Origin of the sequence: Mycolicibacterium elephantis DSM 44368 (assembly GCF_004014805.1) — a bacterium.
GTDB classification, from domain to species: Bacteria; Actinomycetota; Actinomycetes; order Mycobacteriales; family Mycobacteriaceae; genus Mycobacterium; species Mycobacterium elephantis.
Window position 1 is genome coordinate 37,156 of sequence record NZ_ATDN01000020.1, and the last position, 19,641, is coordinate 56,796.

The 19,641-nt window shown below is 66.9% G+C and carries 17 protein-coding genes; 13 read left to right on the top strand and 4 right to left on the bottom strand.

The genetic code is table 11. The features are described from left to right. Positions 1 to 35: 35 nt before the first annotated feature. Positions 36 to 1,211, top strand: a complete 1,176-nt coding sequence (locus MELE44368_RS15025) for a thiolase family protein (protein WP_128109230.1) — start codon at positions 36 to 38, stop codon at positions 1,209 to 1,211. Positions 1,212 to 1,266: 55 nt separating this feature from the next. On the opposite strand, the gene MELE44368_RS15030 is transcribed toward MELE44368_RS15025, so the two are convergent. Continuing rightward, a complete protein-coding gene (locus MELE44368_RS15030) occupies positions 1,267 to 1,998 on the bottom strand; it encodes a TetR/AcrR family transcriptional regulator (protein ID WP_128109231.1) in 732 nt (243 codons plus the stop codon). Between the two features lie 234 nt (positions 1,999 to 2,232). On the opposite strand from MELE44368_RS15030, the gene MELE44368_RS15035 reads away from it, so the two are divergent. Genes MELE44368_RS15035 through MELE44368_RS15045 form a run of 3 tightly spaced genes read left to right on the top strand, consistent with a single transcriptional unit; the run spans position 2,233 to position 4,817 of the window. Further along, entirely contained in the window at positions 2,233 to 2,994 is a 762-nt protein-coding gene (locus MELE44368_RS15035) for a crotonase/enoyl-CoA hydratase family protein (protein ID WP_128109232.1), read from the top strand. A 7-nt stretch (positions 2,995 to 3,001) separates the two neighbouring features. Next, positions 3,002 to 3,799 carry an SDR family NAD(P)-dependent oxidoreductase gene (locus tag MELE44368_RS15040; protein WP_128109233.1) on the top strand — a complete coding sequence of 266 codons (798 nt, stop codon included), beginning with the start codon at positions 3,002 to 3,004 and terminating at the stop codon, positions 3,797 to 3,799. 10 nt (positions 3,800 to 3,809) lie between these two features. Continuing rightward, on the top strand, positions 3,810 to 4,817 hold the full coding sequence (locus MELE44368_RS15045; RefSeq protein ID WP_128109234.1) for a dihydrodipicolinate synthase family protein: 1,008 nt from the start codon (positions 3,810 to 3,812) through the stop codon (positions 4,815 to 4,817). 137 nt (positions 4,818 to 4,954) lie between these two features. Here the strand turns inward: MELE44368_RS15045 and MELE44368_RS15050 are convergent, their stop codons facing one another. Further along, the gene (locus MELE44368_RS15050; protein ID WP_128109235.1) at positions 4,955 to 6,373 is read right to left on the bottom strand and encodes a hypothetical protein; all 1,419 of its coding nucleotides are present in this window, start codon (positions 6,371 to 6,373) and stop codon (positions 4,955 to 4,957) included. Between the two features lie 447 nt (positions 6,374 to 6,820). Here MELE44368_RS15050 and MELE44368_RS15055 point away from each other — a divergent pair, with 447 nt between their 5' ends. The 8 genes from MELE44368_RS15055 to MELE44368_RS15090 all read left to right on the top strand — a co-directional run bounded on the left by MELE44368_RS15055 (position 6,821) and on the right by MELE44368_RS15090 (position 15,158). Next, on the top strand, positions 6,821 to 7,669 hold the full coding sequence (locus tag MELE44368_RS15055) for an enoyl-CoA hydratase (RefSeq protein ID WP_128109236.1): 849 nt from the start codon (positions 6,821 to 6,823) through the stop codon (positions 7,667 to 7,669). After that, entirely contained in the window at positions 7,666 to 8,874 is a 1,209-nt protein-coding gene (locus MELE44368_RS15060; protein WP_128109237.1) for an amidohydrolase family protein, read from the top strand. The genes MELE44368_RS15055 and MELE44368_RS15060 overlap by 4 nt, the downstream gene beginning before the upstream one ends. Before the next feature lie 3 nt (positions 8,875 to 8,877). Continuing rightward, positions 8,878 to 10,482 (top strand): acyl-CoA synthetase, encoded by a 1,605-nt coding sequence (locus MELE44368_RS15065; protein ID WP_128109238.1) that lies wholly within the window; start codon positions 8,878 to 8,880, stop codon positions 10,480 to 10,482. Continuing rightward, complete coding sequence (locus tag MELE44368_RS15070; protein WP_128109239.1) at positions 10,479 to 11,315, top strand: amidohydrolase family protein; 837 nt, start codon at positions 10,479 to 10,481, stop codon at positions 11,313 to 11,315. Before MELE44368_RS15065 ends, MELE44368_RS15070 begins: the two co-directional genes overlap by 4 nt. Then, positions 11,315 to 12,361 carry an acyl-CoA dehydrogenase family protein gene (locus MELE44368_RS15075; protein WP_128109240.1) on the top strand — a complete coding sequence of 349 codons (1,047 nt, stop codon included), beginning with the start codon at positions 11,315 to 11,317 and terminating at the stop codon, positions 12,359 to 12,361. The genes MELE44368_RS15070 and MELE44368_RS15075 overlap by 1 nt, the downstream gene beginning before the upstream one ends. Next, on the top strand, positions 12,361 to 13,554 hold the full coding sequence (locus MELE44368_RS15080) for an acyl-CoA dehydrogenase family protein (protein WP_128109241.1): 1,194 nt from the start codon (positions 12,361 to 12,363) through the stop codon (positions 13,552 to 13,554). The genes MELE44368_RS15075 and MELE44368_RS15080 overlap by 1 nt, the downstream gene beginning before the upstream one ends. 90 nt (positions 13,555 to 13,644) lie before the next feature. Further along, the gene (locus MELE44368_RS15085; protein WP_128109242.1) at positions 13,645 to 14,673 is read left to right on the top strand and encodes an NAD-dependent epimerase/dehydratase family protein; all 1,029 of its coding nucleotides are present in this window, start codon (positions 13,645 to 13,647) and stop codon (positions 14,671 to 14,673) included. Further along, positions 14,670 to 15,158 carry a nuclear transport factor 2 family protein gene (locus MELE44368_RS15090; protein ID WP_128109243.1) on the top strand — a complete coding sequence of 163 codons (489 nt, stop codon included), beginning with the start codon at positions 14,670 to 14,672 and terminating at the stop codon, positions 15,156 to 15,158. Before MELE44368_RS15085 ends, MELE44368_RS15090 begins: the two co-directional genes overlap by 4 nt. A gap of 6 nt (positions 15,159 to 15,164) precedes the next feature. Here the strand turns inward: MELE44368_RS15090 and MELE44368_RS15095 are convergent, their stop codons facing one another. Together MELE44368_RS15095 and MELE44368_RS15100 are read right to left on the bottom strand one after the other, a co-directional pair. Beyond that, positions 15,165 to 15,989 carry an alpha/beta fold hydrolase gene (locus MELE44368_RS15095; RefSeq protein WP_128109244.1) on the bottom strand — a complete coding sequence of 275 codons (825 nt, stop codon included), beginning with the start codon at positions 15,987 to 15,989 and terminating at the stop codon, positions 15,165 to 15,167. Between the two features lie 219 nt (positions 15,990 to 16,208). Then, positions 16,209 to 17,354, bottom strand: a complete 1,146-nt coding sequence (locus MELE44368_RS15100) for a thiolase family protein (RefSeq protein ID WP_128109245.1) — start codon at positions 17,352 to 17,354, stop codon at positions 16,209 to 16,211. Between the two features lie 126 nt (positions 17,355 to 17,480). Between MELE44368_RS15100 and MELE44368_RS15105 the strand changes: the two genes are divergently transcribed. Then, positions 17,481 to 19,604 (top strand): molybdopterin-containing oxidoreductase family protein, encoded by a 2,124-nt coding sequence (locus MELE44368_RS15105; RefSeq protein ID WP_409366127.1) that lies wholly within the window; start codon positions 17,481 to 17,483, stop codon positions 19,602 to 19,604. Positions 19,605 to 19,641 lie beyond the last annotated feature (37 nt).

Consider the following 19,641-nt stretch of genomic DNA (forward strand, 5'->3'; position numbering starts at 1 on the left):
GTAACGTCGATAACCCCCCAGCGCGAGGATCCAACATGCCCACTCCCGTCATCGTCGGTGCCACCAGGACAGCGATCGGTCGCTCGTTCAAGGGAGCCCTGGTGAACACCCCACCCGAGGCGCTGATCACGACGGTCCTCCCTGAGGTGGTCCGGCGCTCGGGGATCGACCCGAGCGCCATCGACGACATCATCTTCGCTGAATCCCATTACGGCGGCGGCGATCTCGCTCGTTACGCGGCGACCGCGACAGGGATGGAACACGTCCCGGGCCAGTCGGTGAACCGGCACTGCGCGGGCAGCCTCACCGCGATCGGCAACGCCGCGGCACAGATCGGTTCCGGGATGGAGCGCGCGTTGATCGCCGGTGGTGTCCAGTCGCTGTCGATGACGCCGCTGACGAACCAGCGCATCCCCGGCCCGGAGCTGAAGTTCGAGGAGCGGTGGATGCCGCCCACCCACGTCGAGACGCCGGACGCGCCGTGCAAGGACATGTCGATCACGGTCGGGTGGAACACCGCGCAGACGGTCGGCATCACCCGCGAGGAGATGGACGCCTGGGCCGCACGGTCGCACCAGCGCGCCATCGCGGCGATCGACGCCGGCAAGTTCGTCGAGGAGATCGTTCCGCTGAAGGTGCAGCAGCCCGACGGATCGGTCGTCGACTTCAGCGTCGACGAGCATCCCCGCCGCGACACCACCGTCGAGAAGCTGGCTGGGCTCAAGGTTCTGCACCCCGAGATCGAAGGCTTCTCGATCACCGCGGGCAACAGCAGCGGCACCAATGACGCGGCCGCCGCGGTGGCACTGGTCGACAGCGCCTTCGCCGACGCGGAGAACCTGACCAAGATGGCGACGGTGAAGGCATGGGCCGCAGCCGGTGTCGCGCCGCGCGACTGCGGGCTCGGCGCGGTCAAGGTGATCGGCAAGGTGCTGGACCGGGCCGGGCTGAAACCGTCCGACGTGACGCTGTGGGAGATCAACGAGGCGTTCGCCTCGGTGCCGATCGCGGCGTGCCGCGAGTACGGCCTCGACGAGGAGCTGGTGAACTTCTCCGGAAGTGGTTGCAGCCTCGGCCATCCCATCGCCGCCTCGGGTGCGCGGATGGTGACCACGCTCGTCTACGAACTGCAGCGACGCGGCGGCGGCATCGGGGTGGCCGCGATGTGCGCCGGCGGCGGCCAGGGCGGCGCGGTCGTCATCGAGGTCTAGATTTCGGTGCGCCAACGATCGCTGAGCGCTGGTTAGCGCACCGAAATCGCAGCGCTCAGCGCTTCTTCTTCGCCGACTTGGCCTTCTTGTTGGCCTCGATCAGCCGCTCGGCATGACCGAGGATGCATTCCAGGCCGTACTCGAAGTTTCGCTCGTCGGCGGCGCCGATGTGATGGCCCTTCTCGGTGACCATGGCGAGCAGTGGTGTGCTCTCGGCATCGATGGTCATGGTGTCCTCGATGTCCGCGGGTCCCTCGTTGGCCGCCAGGTTCTTCTCCCGCAGCCGGTGCAACACCACCGACCCGCGCACGTGAACCGACACCGCGGAGTAGGTGTCGAAAGCCTCCTCGGGTGACAGCCCCGCCTCGACCAGGCTGGCGATCGCCTTCTCGACCTCTTGCACACCCAGCTTGGCCGCGCGGGGGCTCAGCGCCGACCGGATGAGGATCAGGTCGCACAAGATGGGATTGCCCACGAAGGTCTTTCGCATGGTGCGCGCATGGTTGCGCAACGTCTCGCGCCAGTCCTTGGCCTCGACATAGGGCGTCGCGAAAACGTACTGCCGCAACGCGCGGTCGGTCATCGCGTTGAGCAACTCGTCCTTCTTGCGGAAGTACCAGTAGATGCTCGTGACGCCGACGCCGAGGTGCTTGCCGAGCAGCGGCATGGACAGGTTGTCGATGCCCACTTGTTCGGCGAGCTCGAAGGCCCCCTTGATGATGTCCTCTGGATTGATGGACCCGCGCTCGCGTCGCTGACGCTTCTCGGCGGTCGCCTGCCTTGCCACGAGGGCACCTCCATCGGAATCAGCCGCGCACGCAGCCCCCCGCACACGGGGTGGTGGACCTGAATGTACCGGCAGCCGTTCTCTATCTGCGTCTTGGCAGGTAGTCGCCGCTCGGACGTTACCGTCAACCTTACCGGGAGCCATCCGGTTCGGGGATCCCGCTGCCGTTTCGCTGTTCTACTGTAAGTCCTATAGTAAGCTTTTCTAGCTACTTTGGAAATCGAAAGGCCGAGGGTGTCGGACGAAATTCTCACGGAACGCCGAGGGCGTGTTCTCGTCATCACAATCAACCGACCGGACGCGCGCAACGCGGTCAACCTCGCGGTCAGCCAGGGTCTGGCCGACGCGGTCGACGAGCTCGACGCCGACAAGGACCTCTCGGTCGGCGTGCTCACCGGCGCGGGGGGCAACTTCTGCTCCGGTATGGACCTCAAGGCGTTCGCGGCAGGCGAGCAGGTCGCGATCCCGGGCCGCGGCATCGGCTTCACCGAACGTCCACCGCGCAAGCCACTGATCTCCGCCGTCGAGGGCTATGCGCTGGCCGGCGGCACCGAGGTCGTGCTCGCGACGGACCTGGTGGTGGCGTCACGGGAAGCGAAGTTCGGTATCCCCGAGGTCAAGCGCGGCCTGGTGGCCGCGGGCGGCGGGCTGTTGCGGCTGCCGCGCCGCATTCCGTATCAGAAGGCCATGGAACTGGCGTTGACCGGCGACAGCTTCACCGCCGAGCAGGGCGCTGCGTGGGGCTTCGTCAACGTGGTGACCGAACCTGGCGGCGCGCTGGCCGGAGCGATCGAACTCGCCGAGCGCATCACCGCCAACGGGCCGCTGGCGGTGGCCACCACGAAGGAAATTCTCGTCAAGTCCGCGGAGTGGAGCGAGGAGGAGATGTGGCAGAAGCAGCTCGAACACATCATTCCCATATTCACCTCCAACGACGCCAAGGAGGGCGCGCTCGCGTTCGCCGAGAAGCGCCAGCCGAACTGGACCGGCACCTGACGGCGACATGGATCTCGGGCTGAAGGACGCAGCGGCCGTCGTGGTCGGCGGCGGTCGCGGGATGGGGCTGGCGTCGGCGCGTTGCCTGGCCGAGGATGGGGCGCGGGTGGCGGTCGTCGGCCGCACCCAGGCGGTGCTCGACGAGGCCGTCGAGACGCTGGCCCGATGCGGAAGCCCTGACGCGGTCGGGCTGGTCGCCGACACCACCGACGCCGACGCCATGCAGCGGGTGTTCGACGAGGTCGGCCGGCGGTGGAACGGTGAGCTCAACGTGCTGATCAACGCCGTGGGCCCGGACGCGGTCGGCACGTTCGAGGATCTGACCGACGACCAGTGGCGCGCGGCGTTCGACGGCGGCGTGATGGGCATGGTGCACTGTGTGCGCTCGGCGCTGCCGCTGCTGCGCAACGCGGAATGGGCTCGGATCGTGAACTTTTCGGCGCATTCCACGCAGCGCCAAAGCGTGATACTGCCCGCCTACACCGCCGCCAAGGCCGCGCTGACCAGCGTTTCGAAGAACCTGTCGTTGCTGCTGGCCCCCGACGAGATCATGGTCAACGTGGTGTCGCCGGGCAGCATCGCTTCCGAAGCTCTGCGGGGCTGGGCGGCCTCGGTGGGGGTCGACGGCAACGACCCGTACGCGCTGATGGCCGCCATCGACGAGCACTTCGGCCATCCGGCGCATCTGCCCCGTGCGGGCTCACCCGACGAGATCGGGCCCGTCGTCGCGTTTCTCGCATCGCGACGGAACTCCTACATGACCGGCGCCAACGTCAACGTCGACGGAGGATCTGACTTCACCTGAGGAGGGCATCGTGGCTACCGCAACAGATGCGCGTGAGTGGGCGCGAGAAGCGCTGCGCGGCATCGGAAATTCACTCTACACCCCCTTCTGCGGCGCCGACGGCGACGAGATCGACTGGGATGCCTACCGGACGTTGGTGCGGTACTGCGTCGGCGAACTGCGCCATCCGCTGTTGTGGTGCACCAGCGGAATCGCCGAGTTCTGGTCGCTGACAATCGATGAGCGCAAGCGCTTGCTCGAGGTGGTGATCGAGGAGGGCCGCGCGGCCAATCCGGACGTCGTCGTGCAGGCGTGTACCGCCGCGATGTCGGCCAAGGACTGCCTGGAGTTGACGCTGCATGCCCAACATGCGGGCGCCGACATCGTCTACATCCAGACGCCGATGATGGAGGTGCACGGCGGGGAAGGGGTGCTGCGCTTCTTCCGCTACATCGCCGACCGCACCGACATCGCGCTCGGCATGTTCAACTCGCCGTCATCGGGTTACGTTCTGACACCGGCGGAGTCAGCCCGCATCTATGCCGAGATTCCCGCGGTCTGCGCCACCAAGGAAGGTGCGTTTCGGCCGGCGGCGAGCCGTGCGCTGCACGAGTTGGCGCCGGGCCTGGCGATTTGGGAGTGCGACAAGACGGTCTACCGCGCCGGGTGGCTGCGCGAGGGGATCGTCTGGCCTGCTCAACTCGGCACGGCCGCATATCTTTTCGAGACCCCGCAGCACCGCCCGTTCTCCGAGTACTGGGACTTGATCGTCAACGACAAGTTGATCGAGGCCATGGATTACGCGCGCGAGTCCGGGCTGGACCGCTTCGAGATCGACATGGCGTCCTGGTTCACGTGCTATCCCGGCCGCCCCGACTACTTCACCCACTGGGGTGCGGCGTTCAAGTACGCGGCGTCGGTTCTGGGCCTGCCCATCGGCGCGTATCCGCATTCACGCCCGCCCCAAGCGGAGTTACCCGCGCAGGCCAAGGACCAGATCGAGGCCGCGTACCGACGGTTCGGGCTGATCGACGCCTGAGCCCCGCCATGGCGGCGACGTCAGCTACGAGTGCCCGACGGGTGATTCGACGCGGGGGATGACCTAGGGGACAGCCGGTTGTCGGCCATCCCCTAGGAGTGGTGCCTCGTTGCCGAGGAACCTTCACCTCAGCCGGTTCAGGCGCCGCCGCCCGAGCCGCCGGAACCGTCGCCGCCGGAACCGTCGCCGCCGGAACCGTCACCGCCCGCGCCGGAGCCGGAGCCCGCACCGGAACCGGAGCCGCTGCCCAAACCGGAGCCGGCGTCGTCATCGCTACCGTCCTCGGAGCCGTCGTCGCCGTCTTCGGAGCCGTCGTCCTCGCCTTCGGTCGGGTCGTCGTCCTCCTCGGTGGAGTCGTCGCCCTCGGTCGAGTCTTCGTCCTCCTCGGTCAGATCGTCGCCCTCGCCTTCGGTCGACTCCTCGCTTTCGCCCTCGGTCGACTCGTCACCGAGACCCGTGTCCTCGTCCTCCCCTTCGGCCGGGCCGTCGTCGGAGCCTTCCTCCTCGCCGGAGCCGTCGGTTCCGCCCGCGAAGGCCCCCTCGTTATCGCCTGGGGCACTTCCGGTTCCGGCATCGACCTTGAGCGCGAAGGCTTGGCCGGAGCCGGGGATGTCGGTCAACGACGACAGTCCCGTGCCCGACGCGAGAGCAGTCGCCGCGGCCGGCGGGGCGAGCGCCCCGGCAATCGCGTTGGGAATCTGAACGAAGAAGAAGTCGAAGAAACCCAGCTCGGCGAACAGTCCCGGGAATTTCTGTGCGGGGAAGTCGGGATCTGTGGTGAAGTCCGGAACGTATCCGTTGAGAAAGGCGTTGAGGACCCTCGCCGGAAGATTGATCAGTTCGCTTGCCGCCGTGGCGAAGTCGAGGTTCGTCAGCGCTTCGCGGGTGCGGTCGAGAATCTCCATGGCCTGGATGGTCGACGTGACCTGCGCGGTCAGCAGAGCCCGGCCGAGGTTGCCGATCACGCTGCGGGTCAGAAGCGCATCGGATACTCGCGCAAGGGGATACAGACCGATGGACTCCAGGAAATCGCCTGGCACCGCGAAGAGATCGAGCAGGGTCTGCCTGGAGTCACTCAGGAAATTGACCAGGAACCAGACGTTGATCGCGCTGAACGCCTCGACGAACTGCCCCTGTGCCAGCCAGGTGGCCGACTGTATCAGCGCTGCCGGCAGCGTCAGGAACGCTTCGAGTTGGGTTTCCCCCAAACTCGCCAGCGCCGCGCCGATCGTCGGGCCGTACTTGAACGGGAATTCGACCAGTGCAGTCAGCAGAGGGAGCGGGTTGGTCACCGTCGACACGACGAACTCGAGCAGTTCGGCGGAAAGCGACGGGCTGAGCAATGCCTCCAACAGCGCGGTCTGCGCGGCCGTCACGTCGATGCTGAGCCGGTTGACGCTGCCGAGCGTGTTGGCGAACGTCTCCTGCCACACCGTGAGCGGATTGGTGAACGCCGTGAGATTGACGGCTTCCGCGCGGACCTCGGGCATGGTGGGGGTCACCACCAGCGGGTTGACGGCGATCACCCCGGCGCTCGCCATGGCGACGCCGGCCACCAACAATTTGGTGCCGTGTGAGGCCGATTGTGAACGGACCGGCTCGGCGCACATGGTCGAGCCGGGGCTATGAGCTAGCTGCACTGTTCTCCCGTTTCTGTGAGGTTGCTGTGAACCGGAGCGAAGATTAGCTGAGCCTTCCCTAATTAACAATAGGGTTCATTTACCTAACTAAGGCGAGCTAGGTGAATTGCGACTTCGTCCTGATTTCCCGGCTTCGAGACTTGCGCTGGAGGCAGCTCGGCCGAGTCTGCCGCCGCCGCCGCTGAATTCGCCGAAATGCTCCTCGGCCGGCGCGTTGACGGGGTCGATCGTGAGGTCGCGGTCAGGTTGCCGCCGGGTTTGGTCGTCCGCGAATCCCGGTCGTGAGCCCTAGCGGAAGGTGCTACCGATAGGTGTACAGTATGCGCATACATCCAGTTCGACGCGCCTGAGAAGGAGTGACGGGTGAGCGTTGGAGATCACGTCGCGCAGCCCGTCGCGGCCGAGCCGGTGCGCTACGAGGTGCGGGAGACCGGTGTCGCGGTGTTGACGCTCAACCGGCCCGAACGGATGAACGGGTGGGGCGGCGGCCTGGCAACCACGTTCTACGCGTGCCTCGATGACGCGGAGGCCGACCCCGACGTCCGCGCGATCGTCGTCACCGGCAGCGGCCGTGCCTTCTGTGCGGGAGCCGACATGGGCGATCTGACCACGATCAGCGCGACCACCGTCGACGCCGCCGCCGACACCGACGTCGGCCAACTGGTCGGCGCGCGCCATCCGCACGCCGTGATGACGATGCGCAAGCCGGTCATCGCAGCGATCAACGGCGCGTGCGCGGGCATGGGCCTGACGCTGGCCTTGGCGTGCGACGCCCGATTCGCCGCCGAGGGCGCCAAGTTCACGACGTCGTTCGCGCGACGCGGGCTGATCGCCGAGTACGGCATCTCCTGGATCCTTCCGCGCATCGTCGGCACCGGGGTGGCGATGGACCTGTTGCTGTCGGGGCGGGTGTTTCTCGCCGACGAAGCCGCGCGTCTCGGACTGGTGAACGCGGTCCTGCCCGCCGAGGACCTGTTGTCACACGCCGTCGGCTACGCGGAGGACATCGCCGCCAACTGCGCACCGAGTTCTCTGGCGGTGATCAAGCAACAGGTGTACGCAGACACCATGCGCACGGTCTTCGAGGCAAGCGACCACGCGGAGAAGCTGATGCACGAGTCGATGCAGCGGCCCGATTTCATCGAAGGCATCACGAGCTTCTTCGAGAAGCGCGCACCCAACTTTCCGCCACTGAAGGGAGAGGGACAATGACCCTGGACTACCGGGCGATCGACGTCGACAACCACTACTACGAACCACTCGATGCGTTCACCCGACACCTGCCCAAGGAGTTCCGCAGCCGGGGCGTGCAGATGCTCACGGACGGCAAGCGCACCTACGCGGTGTTCGGCGGTGTGATCAACCACTTCATCCCGAACCCCACCTTCGACCCGATCATCGAACCCGGCTGCCTGGACCTGCTGTTCCGGGGCGAGATCCCCGAGGGCGTCGACCCCGCATCGCTGATGAAGGTCGACCGGCTGGCCGAGCATCCCGAGTACCAGAACCGCGACGCCCGGGTGAAGATCATGGACCGGCAGAACCTCGAAACCGTGTTCATGCTGCCGACTTTCGCGTGCGGCGTCGAGGAGGGCCTCAAGCACGACATCCCGGCCACCATGGCCTCGATCCACGCCTTCAACCTGTGGCTCGACGAGGACTGGGGCTTCGACCGGCCGGATCACCGTATCCTCGCCGCACCGATCATCTCGCTGGCCGACCCCGAGAAGGCCGTCGAGGAGGTCGAGTTCGTGCTGTCCCGCGGGGCCAAGATCGTGTGCGTTCGCCCGGCGCCGGTGCCAGGGGTGGTCAGGCCCCGCTCGCTGGGCGACCCGGTGCACGACCCGGTGTGGGCGCGACTGGCCGAGGCGGGGGTTCCGGTGGTCTTCCACCTGTCCGACTCCGGCTACATGGCGATTCCCGCGCTGTGGGGCGGCAGCGGGGTGTTCAAGGGCTTCGGCAAGCGCGATCCGCTCGACATGGTGATCATGGACGACCGCGCCATCCACGACACCATCGCCTCGATGATCGTCCACCAGGTGTTCACCCGGCACCCCAAGCTCAAGGTGGCCAGCATCGAGAACGGGTCGTACTTCGTCTACCGGCTCATCAAGCGGCTCAAGAAGTCTGCCAACAATGCGCCGTATCATTACAAGGAGGATCCGGTCGAGCAGCTGCGCAACAACGTGTGGATCGCGCCCTACTACGAGGACGACGTGAAGCTGCTGGCCGACACCATCGGCGTAGACAAGATCCTGTTCGGGTCGGACTGGCCGCACGGCGAGGGTCTGGCCGATCCCACGTCGTTCACCGCCGACATCCCGCAGTTCCCCGAGTTCAGCCACGAGGACACTCGAATGGTCATGCGCGACAACGCCTTGACCCTGCTCGGCGCGAATGTGACGGCCGGCGTCTAGAACATGGCGGAATGGACCATCGGCGCGGTGCTCAACGCCATCGCCGAGGCGGTGCCCGATCGGCTGATGACGGTCTGTGGTGAGCGCCGCAGCACGTTCGCGGAGTCCTCGCAGCGCACCCGCCGGGTCGCCAACTATCTGGCCGGCTCCGGGTTCGGCGCTCACCGCGAGCGCGACGAACTGCAGAACTGGGAATGCGGGCAGGACCGTGTCGCGCTGCTGATGCACAACGACCTGTATCCGGACATGGTGATCGGTTGCCTGAAGGCACGCACGGTGCCGGTGAACGTCAACTACAACTACGCCCCCCGCGAGGTCGCCGAACTGTTCGACTACCTCCGGCCCAGCGTCGTGATCTACCACCGGTCCTTCGGGCCGAAGTTCGCCGAGGTCCTGCCGCCGGCATCGGCGCGGTTGTTGATCGAGATCGACGACGGCGGCGACGCGACGCCGCTGCCGGGTGCGGTCCGGTTGGAAGACGCTCTGGCGCAAGGAGACACCGACGAACCGATCACCCCGTCGCCCGACGACGTGATGATGGTGTGCACCGGCGGTACGACCGGCAGGCCCAAGGGGGTGATGTGGCGGCAGTGCGACACCTACGTCATCTCGATGAACGGCGCCGACCACCAGTCCGTCGAGGAGATCCACGACAAGGTGCGTCACGGCGGACAGCCCTGGTTCGCGGTGTCGCCGCTGATGCACGCCGCGGGGATGTGGACCGCCTTCGCGGGACTGCTCAGCGGATTGCCCGTCGTGTTGTATGACCAGACGAGGTTCGACCCCCGCGCCGTGCTGGAGACCGCCCAGCGTGAAAAGGTCGGCCTGATGACCATGGTCGGCGACGCCTACGCCGGCCCCTTGGTGGAGGAACTGCGGCGCGGCTCTTACGATCTGGCGTCGTTGTTCGCCATCGGTACCGGAGGAGCGGCGACCAATCCCAAGCACCAACGGGCACTGTTGGACCTGCTGCCGCACATCACGCTGATCAACGGCTACGGGTCCTCGGAGACCGGCAACGTGGGCTTCGGCCGCAGCCAGCGCGGCGAGCAGAAGGACACGTTCGAGCTCCGTGAGGGTGCGCTGGTACTCGCCCCGGACTACCGCCGGTTTCTTGCGCCCGGCGACACGGAGGTCGGCTTCGTCGCGCGCGGTGGGCGTATCCCGCTGGGCTACTTCGACGACGCGGAGGCCACCCGCAAGACGTTTCCCGTCGTCGACGGGAAACGGGTGGTCATTTCGGGGGACCGGGGCTCGCTGGCCCCGGACGGCACCCTGGTGCTTTTCGGTCGCGATTCGCTTGTCGTCAACACCGGCGGCGAGAAGGTGTTCGTCGAGGAGGTCGAGGAAGTCTTGCGCGCACACCCGGGTGTGGCCGACGCGCTGGTGGTGGGGCGACCCAGCGAGCGGTGGGGCGAGGAGGTCGTCGCGCTGGTCGCGCTGCACGACGACACCGAGGCGGACGCGCTGCACGCCCACTGCACCTCGCAGCTGGCGCGGTTCAAGGCGCCCAAAGATTTCATCGTTGTCGAGCAGGTCCGGCGCCTGGGCAACGGTAAGCCCGATTACCGGTGGGCGAAAAGCACGGTGCAGAAGGTGAACGCATGAGCCGCAAAGCGATTGACTGCCTCGTCAACGTTCACTTCGGGGAGGTCGAGCAGCAGCCGACGTGGATGCTCAAGGTACGGGACGACTACTTCAAGGGCCCGGAGTCGATGTTCGCGCCCGTCGAGTTGTCGGAGCTGATCGACGAGATGGATGAGCAGGGCGTCGCCAAGGCGATCCTGATGGACAGCCTCGCCAAGCCGTCGACCACCGCACGCAAATTCGTCGATGCCAAGCCCGACCGCTTCGCGCTGGCGATGGGCGGTGTCAACCTGTTGCGGCCGATCCCGTCGCTGAAAGAGCTCACCGCGATCGTGAAGGACCTGCCCGTCGCCTATGCCGCTGTGGGGCCCAGCTTTTGGGGTGACGGCCAGTATCCGCCCAGCGACGCGGTCTACTACCCGCTGTACACCAAATGCGCCGAACTCGAACTGCCGCTGTGCATCAACACCGGCATACCGGGCCCGCCCATTCCAGGCGAGGTGCAGAACCCGATCCACCTCGATCGGGTCTGCGTGCGGTTCCCCGAACTGAAGCTCTGCATGATCCACGGCGCCGACCCGTGGTGGGATGTCGCCATCCGGCTGTTGATCAAGTACCGGAACCTGCGGCTGATGACGTCGGCGTGGTCGCCCAAGAGGCTGCCCGACAGCCTTCTGCACTACATGCGAACCCGCGGGCCCGACAAGGTGATCTACGCGTCGGACTGGCCGGTGCTGAAGATGCGCCGTGTCGTACCCGAGGCGGTTGCCCTTGACCTGCCGGCCGAGGTGCTGGACAACTACTTGTACAACAACGCGCAGGAGTTCTTCTTCGGCGCCGACAAGGAGCAGTGATGGACCGCTACGAACTGCGCAGGCTCGACTACAGCCTGTCCGAGGACCACCAGGCGCTGCAGGCCGCGTACAAGGACTTCTTCAAGACGCACTGTTCGATCGAAACCGTCCGCGCCGCAGAGGCATCGGGCTTCGACAAGAGCCTCTGGGAGCGGCTGTGCACGATGGGCGCGACGACGATGGCGCTGTCCGAAGACGTGGGCGGCGACGGCGCCACCATGGTCGATCTGACCTTGGTGGCCGAGGAGATCGGCCGTTCGCTGGCCCCGGTGCCCTGGATCGACCACGTGTGCGCGGCCCGGTTGCTCGAGCGATTGGGTGCGCTGCAGCCCGACGTACTCAACGGCACGCAGGTCGCCGGCCTGGATCCCCAGCACGACAGCGTGTCCGGGGTGCGGTTGGTGCCCAGCGGTTCCATCGCCGACCACGTCATCGTCCGTGATGGCGACGACATCGTGCGGCTCACCTTCGCCACCCGGCCGGCCAAGGTCGACAACATTGGCCGGCTTCCGATGGCGTGGATCGATCCCGCGGCCGCCGACGAACGGACGGTGCTGGCCGGCGGCGCCGGCGCGCTGACGGCCTACCAACGCGCACTCGATGAATGGCGGCTGCTGTCCGGCGCGGCGCTGGTCGGGCTCGTCGAGGAGACGATGACCATCGCCGCGGAGTTCGCCAAGACCCGGTACACGCTGGGCGTGCCGATCTCGACCCTGCAGGCCATCTCGCACCCGTTGGCCAACATCGCGATCACTGTGCAAGGAGGTCGCAACCTGGCCCACCGGGCGGCGTGGTTCCTCGACAACGAGCCCGACGAGCGGCCGGAGCTGGCGCCGTCGGTGTTCGTGTTCATGGCCGAGGAAGCGGCCAAGGCCGCCACCATGGCCGTGCACATCCAAGGCGGACTTGGGGTTTCGGCCGAGGCGGCCGCAACGGCGTATCTGGTGCGGGCCCGGGGCTGGCCGCTGGCGGGCGGCGACCCGGGCATCACGGCCAAGTACATCGCCGAGATCGTCGCGGCACGCGAGAGCGGGGAGAGGAAGTAATGGATTTCTCACGGGTCGAGCTCTCCGAGGAGGACCAGGCGTTCCAGCAGGAGGTGCGCGCCTTTCTGAGCGAGATCGTCACCGAGGACGTCTTGCGCCGGGACCGTGAGACCGGCGACAACTTCGACGAGGGGGTGCACCTGGCGCTCGGTGCGGCCGGTTACCTGGAACGCGAATGGAAGACCGAGGCCGAGGGCGGGTTCAACCGGGTCCGGCGGCGCATCTGGGAACTCGAGAAGCGGCGCGCGCACGTGCCGTGGGTGACGTTCGGCACCACGGCGCTCGTCCGGCGATCGGTGGAGAAGTTCGGCTCGCCGGAGGTCAAGGCCGAGGTACTGCCCAGGGTGTACAGCGGACACGTGCGGTTCTGCCTCGGCTACACCGAACCTGAGGGCGGCTCCGACATCGCCACCTGCAAGACCCGTGCGGTGCGGGACGGCGACAGCTGGATTGTCAATGGCTCGAAGATGTTCACCACGGGCGCGCACAACTGCCAGTACGTCTTCCTGATCACCAACACCGATCCCGACGCGCCGAAACACAAGAGCCTCACCATGTTCCTGGTCCCCCTCGACACACCGGGCATCGAAATCCAGGGCATCCGCACCGTCGACGGTGACCGCACCAACATCGTCTACTACAGCGATGTGCGCGTCGATGACAGGTACCGCCTCGGCGAGGTCAACGAGGGCTGGAAGGTGTTGCGTGAACCGCTCGACGTCGAACACGGGGCGGTGGAGGCCGAGCAGGACGGGCTGCAGGACCTCGCGATCATGAACCACCAGGCCATGACGATGGCCATTGCGGCGGACCGGGCCGCGGCGAAGGCCGGTCAGCCGGATGCCAACGGGCGCAGGCCGATCGACGACGGCGCGGTGGCCTACCGGCTCGGCCGCGCGGTCGCCCGGATGGAGGCCGCGTTCTCGACGCCGAGCATCTTCGGCCGGGTCGCGTTGGCGCAGACCATGCGCGACATCTCGCCCGACCTGATGGATCTGCACGGCACCGCGTCGTCGCTGCCGCTCGGCACCGACGGCGCCGCCGACGACGGCGCCGCCGAGTACGTGTATCGGTTCGCGCCTCTGGTCGGGATCTACGGCGGCACCTTGGAGGTGTTCCGCAACATGATCGCCCAGTATGTTCTCGGGCTGGGTAAGCCCGCGTACGCCCCACCGGCCAAGAAAGCGTCGTAACCTATCCGGCGAACGTGCGTGTTTGCGGGCGACACGCCGACGACCACCGCGACATCACGCACGCCCGCGCCCGAAGGAAGGTGCCTCCCAATGTCTTCCGATCCGACAACGACACCTCCCCGCCGCGCGCTGGTGATGGGTCCGAGCGGGTTCGTCGGCTCCCACGTCGCGCGCAGACTCACCGAGCGCGGCGACGACGTGCGGGTGTACCTGCGGACCACGAGTTCGACGATGGCGATCGACGACCTCGACGTCGAGCGGTGTTACGGCGACCTGTACGACGAGGAAGCGCTTCGCGCCGCGATGGCCGACCGCGACGTCGTCTACTACTGCATTGTCGACACCCGGTTTCACCTGCGCGACCCCGCGCCGCTGTTCGAGACCAACGTCCACTGCCTGCGCCGCGTCCTCGACGTCGCGGCGAAAGCCGGCCTGCACCGGTTCGTGTTCTGCAGCACCATCGGCACGATCGCGCTCGGCGACGGAAGCCGTCCGGTGACCGAGGACATGCCGTTCGACTGGGGGAACAAGGGCGGCGCGTACATCGAGTCGCGTCGCCAAGCCGAGGAACTGGTCCTGTCCTACGCGCGCGACCGCGGCCTGCCCGCCGTGGTGATGTGCGTGTCCAACCCGTACGGGCCCCGCGACTTTCAGCCCCACCAGGGGCTGATGGTGCAGTACGCCGCGTTGGGCAAGATCCCCGCCTACATCAAGGGGGTGTCCACCGAGGTCGTCGGCATCGAGGACGTCGCCGAAGCGTTCCTGGTGGCCGCCGAACGCGGCACAGTGGGGGAGCGCTACATCATCTCCGAGAGCTACATGCCGATGCGCGACATGCTCACCACGGCCGCCAGGGCGGTCGGTGCGAAACCGCCGCGGTTCGGCGTTCCGCTTCCCGTGGTGTACGCGTCGGTGTGGGTGGCCGGTGTAATCGCGCGACTGTTGCGGCGGGAACTGCCCATCAACACGACCGGGATTCGGCTGTTGCACATCATGGCGCCCGCGGATCACAGTAAGGCGACACGAGAACTGGGCTGGCACCCGCGGCCCACCGCCGAGTCGCTGGAACGGGCCGCGTACTTCTACGTCGAACAGGCAAGAAAGACAGTTGACAGATGACCGAGGCCGACCTCGTCGAGATCGAGGCGATCAAGCAGTTGAAAGCGCGCTACTGCCGGTTCCTCGACACCAAGGACTGGGTAGCGTGGCGCACGCTGTTCGCCGACGACTTCCTCAGCGACACTTCGCCTGCCGGTGGGAAGGTGATAAGGGGCGCCGACGAATTCGTCGCGTTCACTCGAAAGAGCCTGCGCAACCAGGCGACCGTGCATCAGGTGCACGCCCCCGAGATCGAGCTGACCTCACCGACGACGGCGCGCGGGGTGTGGGCGCTCGAGGACGTCGTCCGCTTCGGGCCCGGCGTGAACCTGCGCGGCTACGGCCACTATCACGAGACCTATGAGAAACTCGACGGTCAGTGGCGTTTCACCAGTTCGACGCTGACGCGTCTGCGCGAGGACGTTTTCAACGGCGTTGTCGCCGTTTACATCTCCGATCGGGTACGCAAGCTCATCATGAAAGCGTCGCGTCGCGCCCTGAAGTGACCGCGGTCAGGACCGGATGAACTCCAGCAGGTCGGCGTTGATGACGTCGTGGTGGGTGACGAACGCGCCGTGCGGATAACCCGGATACGTCTTCAGGATGCCGTTCGGCAGCAGCTTCGCTGACAGCGGTCCGGAATTCTCGTACGGGACGATCTGATCGTCGTCGCCGTGCATCACCAGAACCGGGATGGTGATCTTCTTCAGGTCCTCGGTGAAGTCCGTTTGCGAGAACGCGACGATGCCGTCGTAGTGTGCCTTCGCATCGCCCATCATGCCTTGGCGCCACCAGTTCTCGATGATGGCTTCCGACGGTTCCACTCCCGGACGGTTGAACCCGTAGAACGGTCCCGCGGCCAGCGAGCGATAGAACTCCGAGCGGTTGGCCGCCAGCTGCGCCTGCAGATCGTCGAACACGTCCTTGGGCAGGCCGCCGGGACTGGCGTCGGTCTTGACCATCAGCGGGGGAACGGAACTGATCAGCACCGCCTTGGCGGCACGCTGCTGACCATGGCGGGCGAGGTATCGCGTCACTTCGCCGCCGCCGGTCGAATGGCCGATGTGCACCGCGTCATGCAGGTCGAGGTGCTCGACGACGGCCGCGAGATCGTCGGCGTAGTGGTCCATATCGTGGCCGTCGGGGACCTGTGCCGAGCGGCCGTGCCCCCGTCGGTCGTGCGCGACGACGCGGTACCCGTGCTGCAGAAAGAACAGCATCTGGGTGTCCCAATCGTCTGCCGACAGCGGCCAACCGTGGCTGAACACGATCGGCTGGCCCGACCCCCAGTCTCTGAAGAAGATCTCGACGCCGTCGCTCGTGGTGATCGTGGGCATGATGGCTCCTTTTCGTGGAACGTCAAGCTATGCGCACTCTGCCACGCCCGCACATCTTTCGCGCGAGTTCTCGTCGCGTTGACCAGGCGTGCGGCGGCGCGGGCGGCTTGACAGCTTCCGGGATGCCCGCCGAAGGCGGGTCGGTCACGATCCGTGCTCGTTGGCCGACCTACGCGGATTGCGCCGCGCGCGACTAGTTTCCGGCGAGCTGTGTCGTCATCACCGCGTCAGGATCGTCGCGGCGGCGGTGCCGGGAGCGCCGTAGAGCTGGGCGAAGCCGACTCTCGGTTCGCCGGGCACCTGCCGATCACCGGCCTCGCCGCGCAGCTGACGCACCAGCTCGTGGATCTGACGCAGCCCCGACGCGCCGATCGGTTCACCGTTGGCGATCAGGCCGCCGTCGGTGTTGATCGGCAGCGACCCGGTGATCTCGGTGGCCCCGTCGGCGAGCAGCTTCTCCTGGTCCCCGTCGGCGCAGAAGCCGCACTCGGCCATGTGGATGATCTCGGCACCGGCGTCGGTGTCCTGCAACTGGATGACGTCGACGTCGTGCGGTGAGATTCCCGCCTTTTCGAACGCGGCCCGCGCGGCGTACACGGTGGGCGCGACGTCCTCCTCGACGGGCGCGAACGTCGTGTTCACCTCGTAGGCACCGTATTTGCGGGTGCGGACCTCGACCGCCCGCAGATAGACCGGCTTGTCGGTGTAGCGGTGGGCGATGTCGGCACGGCACATCACCACCGCGGCCGCGCCCTCGTCGGGCGCGCAGAACATGTACTGCGTGAGCGGATAGTTCAGCATCGTGGAGTTGAGGATCTGGTCCTCGGGGATGGGCTTGCGGCGAAACGCGTTGGGATTCAGCGCGCCGTTGCGGAAGTTCTTGGCCGCCACCTTGGCCAGCGTCTGCTGGGAGATCCCGTGCTCGTGCAGGTAGCGGTTGGCCTTCATCCCGAAGAACTGCGTGGTGAGGTACTGGCCGTTCTCGGCGTACCACCGCGGCATGCCGACCAGGGCGGGGTCTTCGGTGAAGGCGCCGCGCGGATGCTTGTCCAGCCCGATCGCGATGCCGATGTCGTAGTCGCCCAGCCGGATCCCGTCGGCACACGCCTTGGCGGCGCTGGCCGCGGTCGCGCAGGCATTGAACACGTTGGTGAAGGGGATACCGGACAATCCGACCATGCCGACGATCGCGTCCGGGTTGGCGACCGTCCAGCTGCCTCCGGTGGCGAATTGGATGTCGTTCCACTCCACGCCGGCGTCGGCGACCGCGGCGAAGATCGCGTCGACACCCATCTCCATCGCGGACTTGCCCTCGAAACGGCCGAAGGGATGCAGTCCGACCCCGATGATCGCCACGTCGTGCATGCCTGATCCTCTCTGGTCAACGCCGATCCGACGTGTAACTGTAACTCTTACAGTATCGTAATCGGCGTGGCATCCGTCATCGAGAACAGGCCGACGTTCTGCCGGATCTGCGAGCCGCTGTGCGGAATGATCGCCACGGTCGAGGACGGTCGCCTGGTGGCGCTGCGGCCCGACAAGGAACACCCGCTGTCATCGGGATTCGCCTGCCAGAAGGGCATCGCGTTCGCCGAGGTCGTCAACGATCCGGATCGGGTGCGGCGGCCGCTGCGTCGCGGGCCGGCCGGCTTCGAAGAGGTGACGTGGAACGAGGCGATGGCCGACATCGCGGGCAGGCTCTCGGCGATCCTGCGCCGCCACGGTTCCGGCGCGGTCGGCTGGTACATGGGCAATCCCGGCGCGTTCAGCTACGCGCACACCTTCGCCGCGCTGTTGTTCACGAAGGGGCTCGGCCGGCACAGCCACTACTTCACCGCGTCGTCGCAGGACACCAACAGCAGGCTCATCGCGAGCCAGTTGCTCTACGGGGTGCCGACGTCGGTGCCGATCCCGGACCTCACACGCACCGATCTCTTGGTCATGATGGGCACCAACCCGGTGGTGTCACACGGAAGCTTTCTCACCGCGCCGCGGATCAAGGACCGCATGAACGACATCGTCAAGCGCGGTGGGCGGGTGCTGATCATCGACCCGCGGCGCAGCGAGACCGCGGTGGCGTTCGAATGGCTGGGCATTGTGCCGGACACCGACTCGCTGCTGCTGCTTTCGCTGCTGCACGTCATGTTCGCCGACGGCTTGGTCGACATCGCCGCGGTGAAACGGAAGGCCGACGGCGTGGATTGGCTGCGGTCGCTGTGCCTGCCCTTCACCCCGGAGTCGACGTCGGCGCAGACCGGGATCGACGCCGACAGCGTGCGCGCGTTGGCGCACGACCTGGTGACCACCCCGCGGGCGGCGGTGTACGGCCGCCTCGGTACCTGCGTGGGCACCCACGGCACACTGACCACGTACCTGATCGACGCGGTGAACCTGGTGGCCGGCAATCTCGATGCGCCCGGCGGCTCGGTGTTCAGCTCGATGCACACGGTCGGCCAGAAATGGCAGAACGTCGCGATGGGAGCGGTCATGCGTCGGTCCTATCGGCGCAAGCGCTCGCGGATCAGCGGTACGCCGAGCGCGATCGGTTCGGAGCCCGCCGCACTGATGGCCAAGGAGATCACCACACCGGGCGACCGCAGGATCCGTGGCATGTTCGTCTCGGCAGGCAATCCCATGCTGTCGGTGCCCAACGGGGAGGAACTCGAGGCGGCGTTCGGCGAACTGGAGCTTTCTGTCGCGCTGGACTTCTACGTCACCGAGACCAGCGCCCAATGCGACTACATCCTGCCCGTCACGACGATGTACGAACGCGACGACTTCCCCTACACCTTCCAGGGTTTTCAGGCCACGCCGTTTCGGCAGGCGACTGAAGCCGTGCTCGCCCCGGTGGGCGAGGCGCGCGAGGAGTGGGCCATCGTCGCGGACCTCGCCGAACGGTTGGCCCGCTGGGTGCCTGCCTTCGCGGGGTTTGCGGCCGTGCGAAAGGTGCTGCGACTGTTCGGTGTTGACGCCTCACCACGGCTCATGATGGATGCCCTGGTGCGGATGTCGGAGGGCGGCGACAGGTTCGGGCTGCGCCGTGGCGGACTGAACCTGCGGCGGCTGGAGAAGGAGCATCCGCACGGCGTCGTGGTCGCGCCGCATGTCCGCACGGGCGTGTTGCGCCAAGCGGTCGGCTACCTGTCGCGCCGGGTTCGGCTGGCGCACCAGGGAATTGCCGACGAGGTCGCCAAGCTGTCTCGGCGCGCGGTGCCCGACGGCTACCCGCTGCGGATGGTCGGGCTGCGCGAGCCGCGCTCGGAGAACTCGTGGATGCACAACTCGCCGCTGCTGATGCGGGGTGAACGACGCCAGCACGCGCTGATGCATGTCGATGACGCGGCCGAACGCGACATCGCCGACGGCGACGAAGTGCGGATCACGTCGCCGTTCGGCACCATCACCGTGCCGGTGGCGACGACGAAGGATCTGCTGCCTGGCGTCGTCGCGGTGCCACACGGCTGGGGGCACAAGGGAACCGGGGGTTGGCGGCTGGCCAACCGCGCCGGCGGCGCGAACGTCAACCAGCTGACGTCCAGCGACCCCGACGATGTGGAGGCGCTGTCGGGCATGGCGTGGTTGACCGGGGTGCCCATCCGTGTGGAGCACCCCTAGCGCAGTCTGCGTTTGCACGAGCGTGCGTGTCTGAGGG

What these genes read in the sequence shown, in the direction of transcription:
- MELE44368_RS15070 (WP_128109239.1), top strand. Translation starts at nt 10,479, where the DNA reads ATGAGCCGCAAAGCGATTGACTGCCTCGTCAACGTTCACTTCGGGGAG.
- MELE44368_RS15080 (WP_128109241.1), top strand. Translation starts at nt 12,361, where the DNA reads ATGGATTTCTCACGGGTCGAGCTCTCCGAGGAGGACCAGGCGTTCCAG.
- MELE44368_RS15100 (WP_128109245.1), bottom strand. Translation starts at nt 17,354, where the DNA reads ATGCACGACGTGGCGATCATCGGGGTCGGACTGCATCCCTTCGGCCGT.
- MELE44368_RS15090 (WP_128109243.1), top strand. Translation starts at nt 14,670, where the DNA reads ATGACCGAGGCCGACCTCGTCGAGATCGAGGCGATCAAGCAGTTGAAA.
- MELE44368_RS15095 (WP_128109244.1), bottom strand. Translation starts at nt 15,989, where the DNA reads ATGCCCACGATCACCACGAGCGACGGCGTCGAGATCTTCTTCAGAGAC.
- MELE44368_RS15085 (WP_128109242.1), top strand. Translation starts at nt 13,645, where the DNA reads ATGTCTTCCGATCCGACAACGACACCTCCCCGCCGCGCGCTGGTGATG.
- MELE44368_RS15105 (WP_409366127.1), top strand. Translation starts at nt 17,481, where the DNA reads ATGATCGCCACGGTCGAGGACGGTCGCCTGGTGGCGCTGCGGCCCGAC.
- MELE44368_RS15060 (WP_128109237.1), top strand. Translation starts at nt 7,666, where the DNA reads ATGACCCTGGACTACCGGGCGATCGACGTCGACAACCACTACTACGAA.
- MELE44368_RS15040 (WP_128109233.1), top strand. Translation starts at nt 3,002, where the DNA reads ATGGATCTCGGGCTGAAGGACGCAGCGGCCGTCGTGGTCGGCGGCGGT.
- MELE44368_RS15075 (WP_128109240.1), top strand. Translation starts at nt 11,315, where the DNA reads ATGGACCGCTACGAACTGCGCAGGCTCGACTACAGCCTGTCCGAGGAC.
- MELE44368_RS15065 (WP_128109238.1), top strand. Translation starts at nt 8,878, where the DNA reads ATGGCGGAATGGACCATCGGCGCGGTGCTCAACGCCATCGCCGAGGCG.
- MELE44368_RS15025 (WP_128109230.1), top strand. Translation starts at nt 36, where the DNA reads ATGCCCACTCCCGTCATCGTCGGTGCCACCAGGACAGCGATCGGTCGC.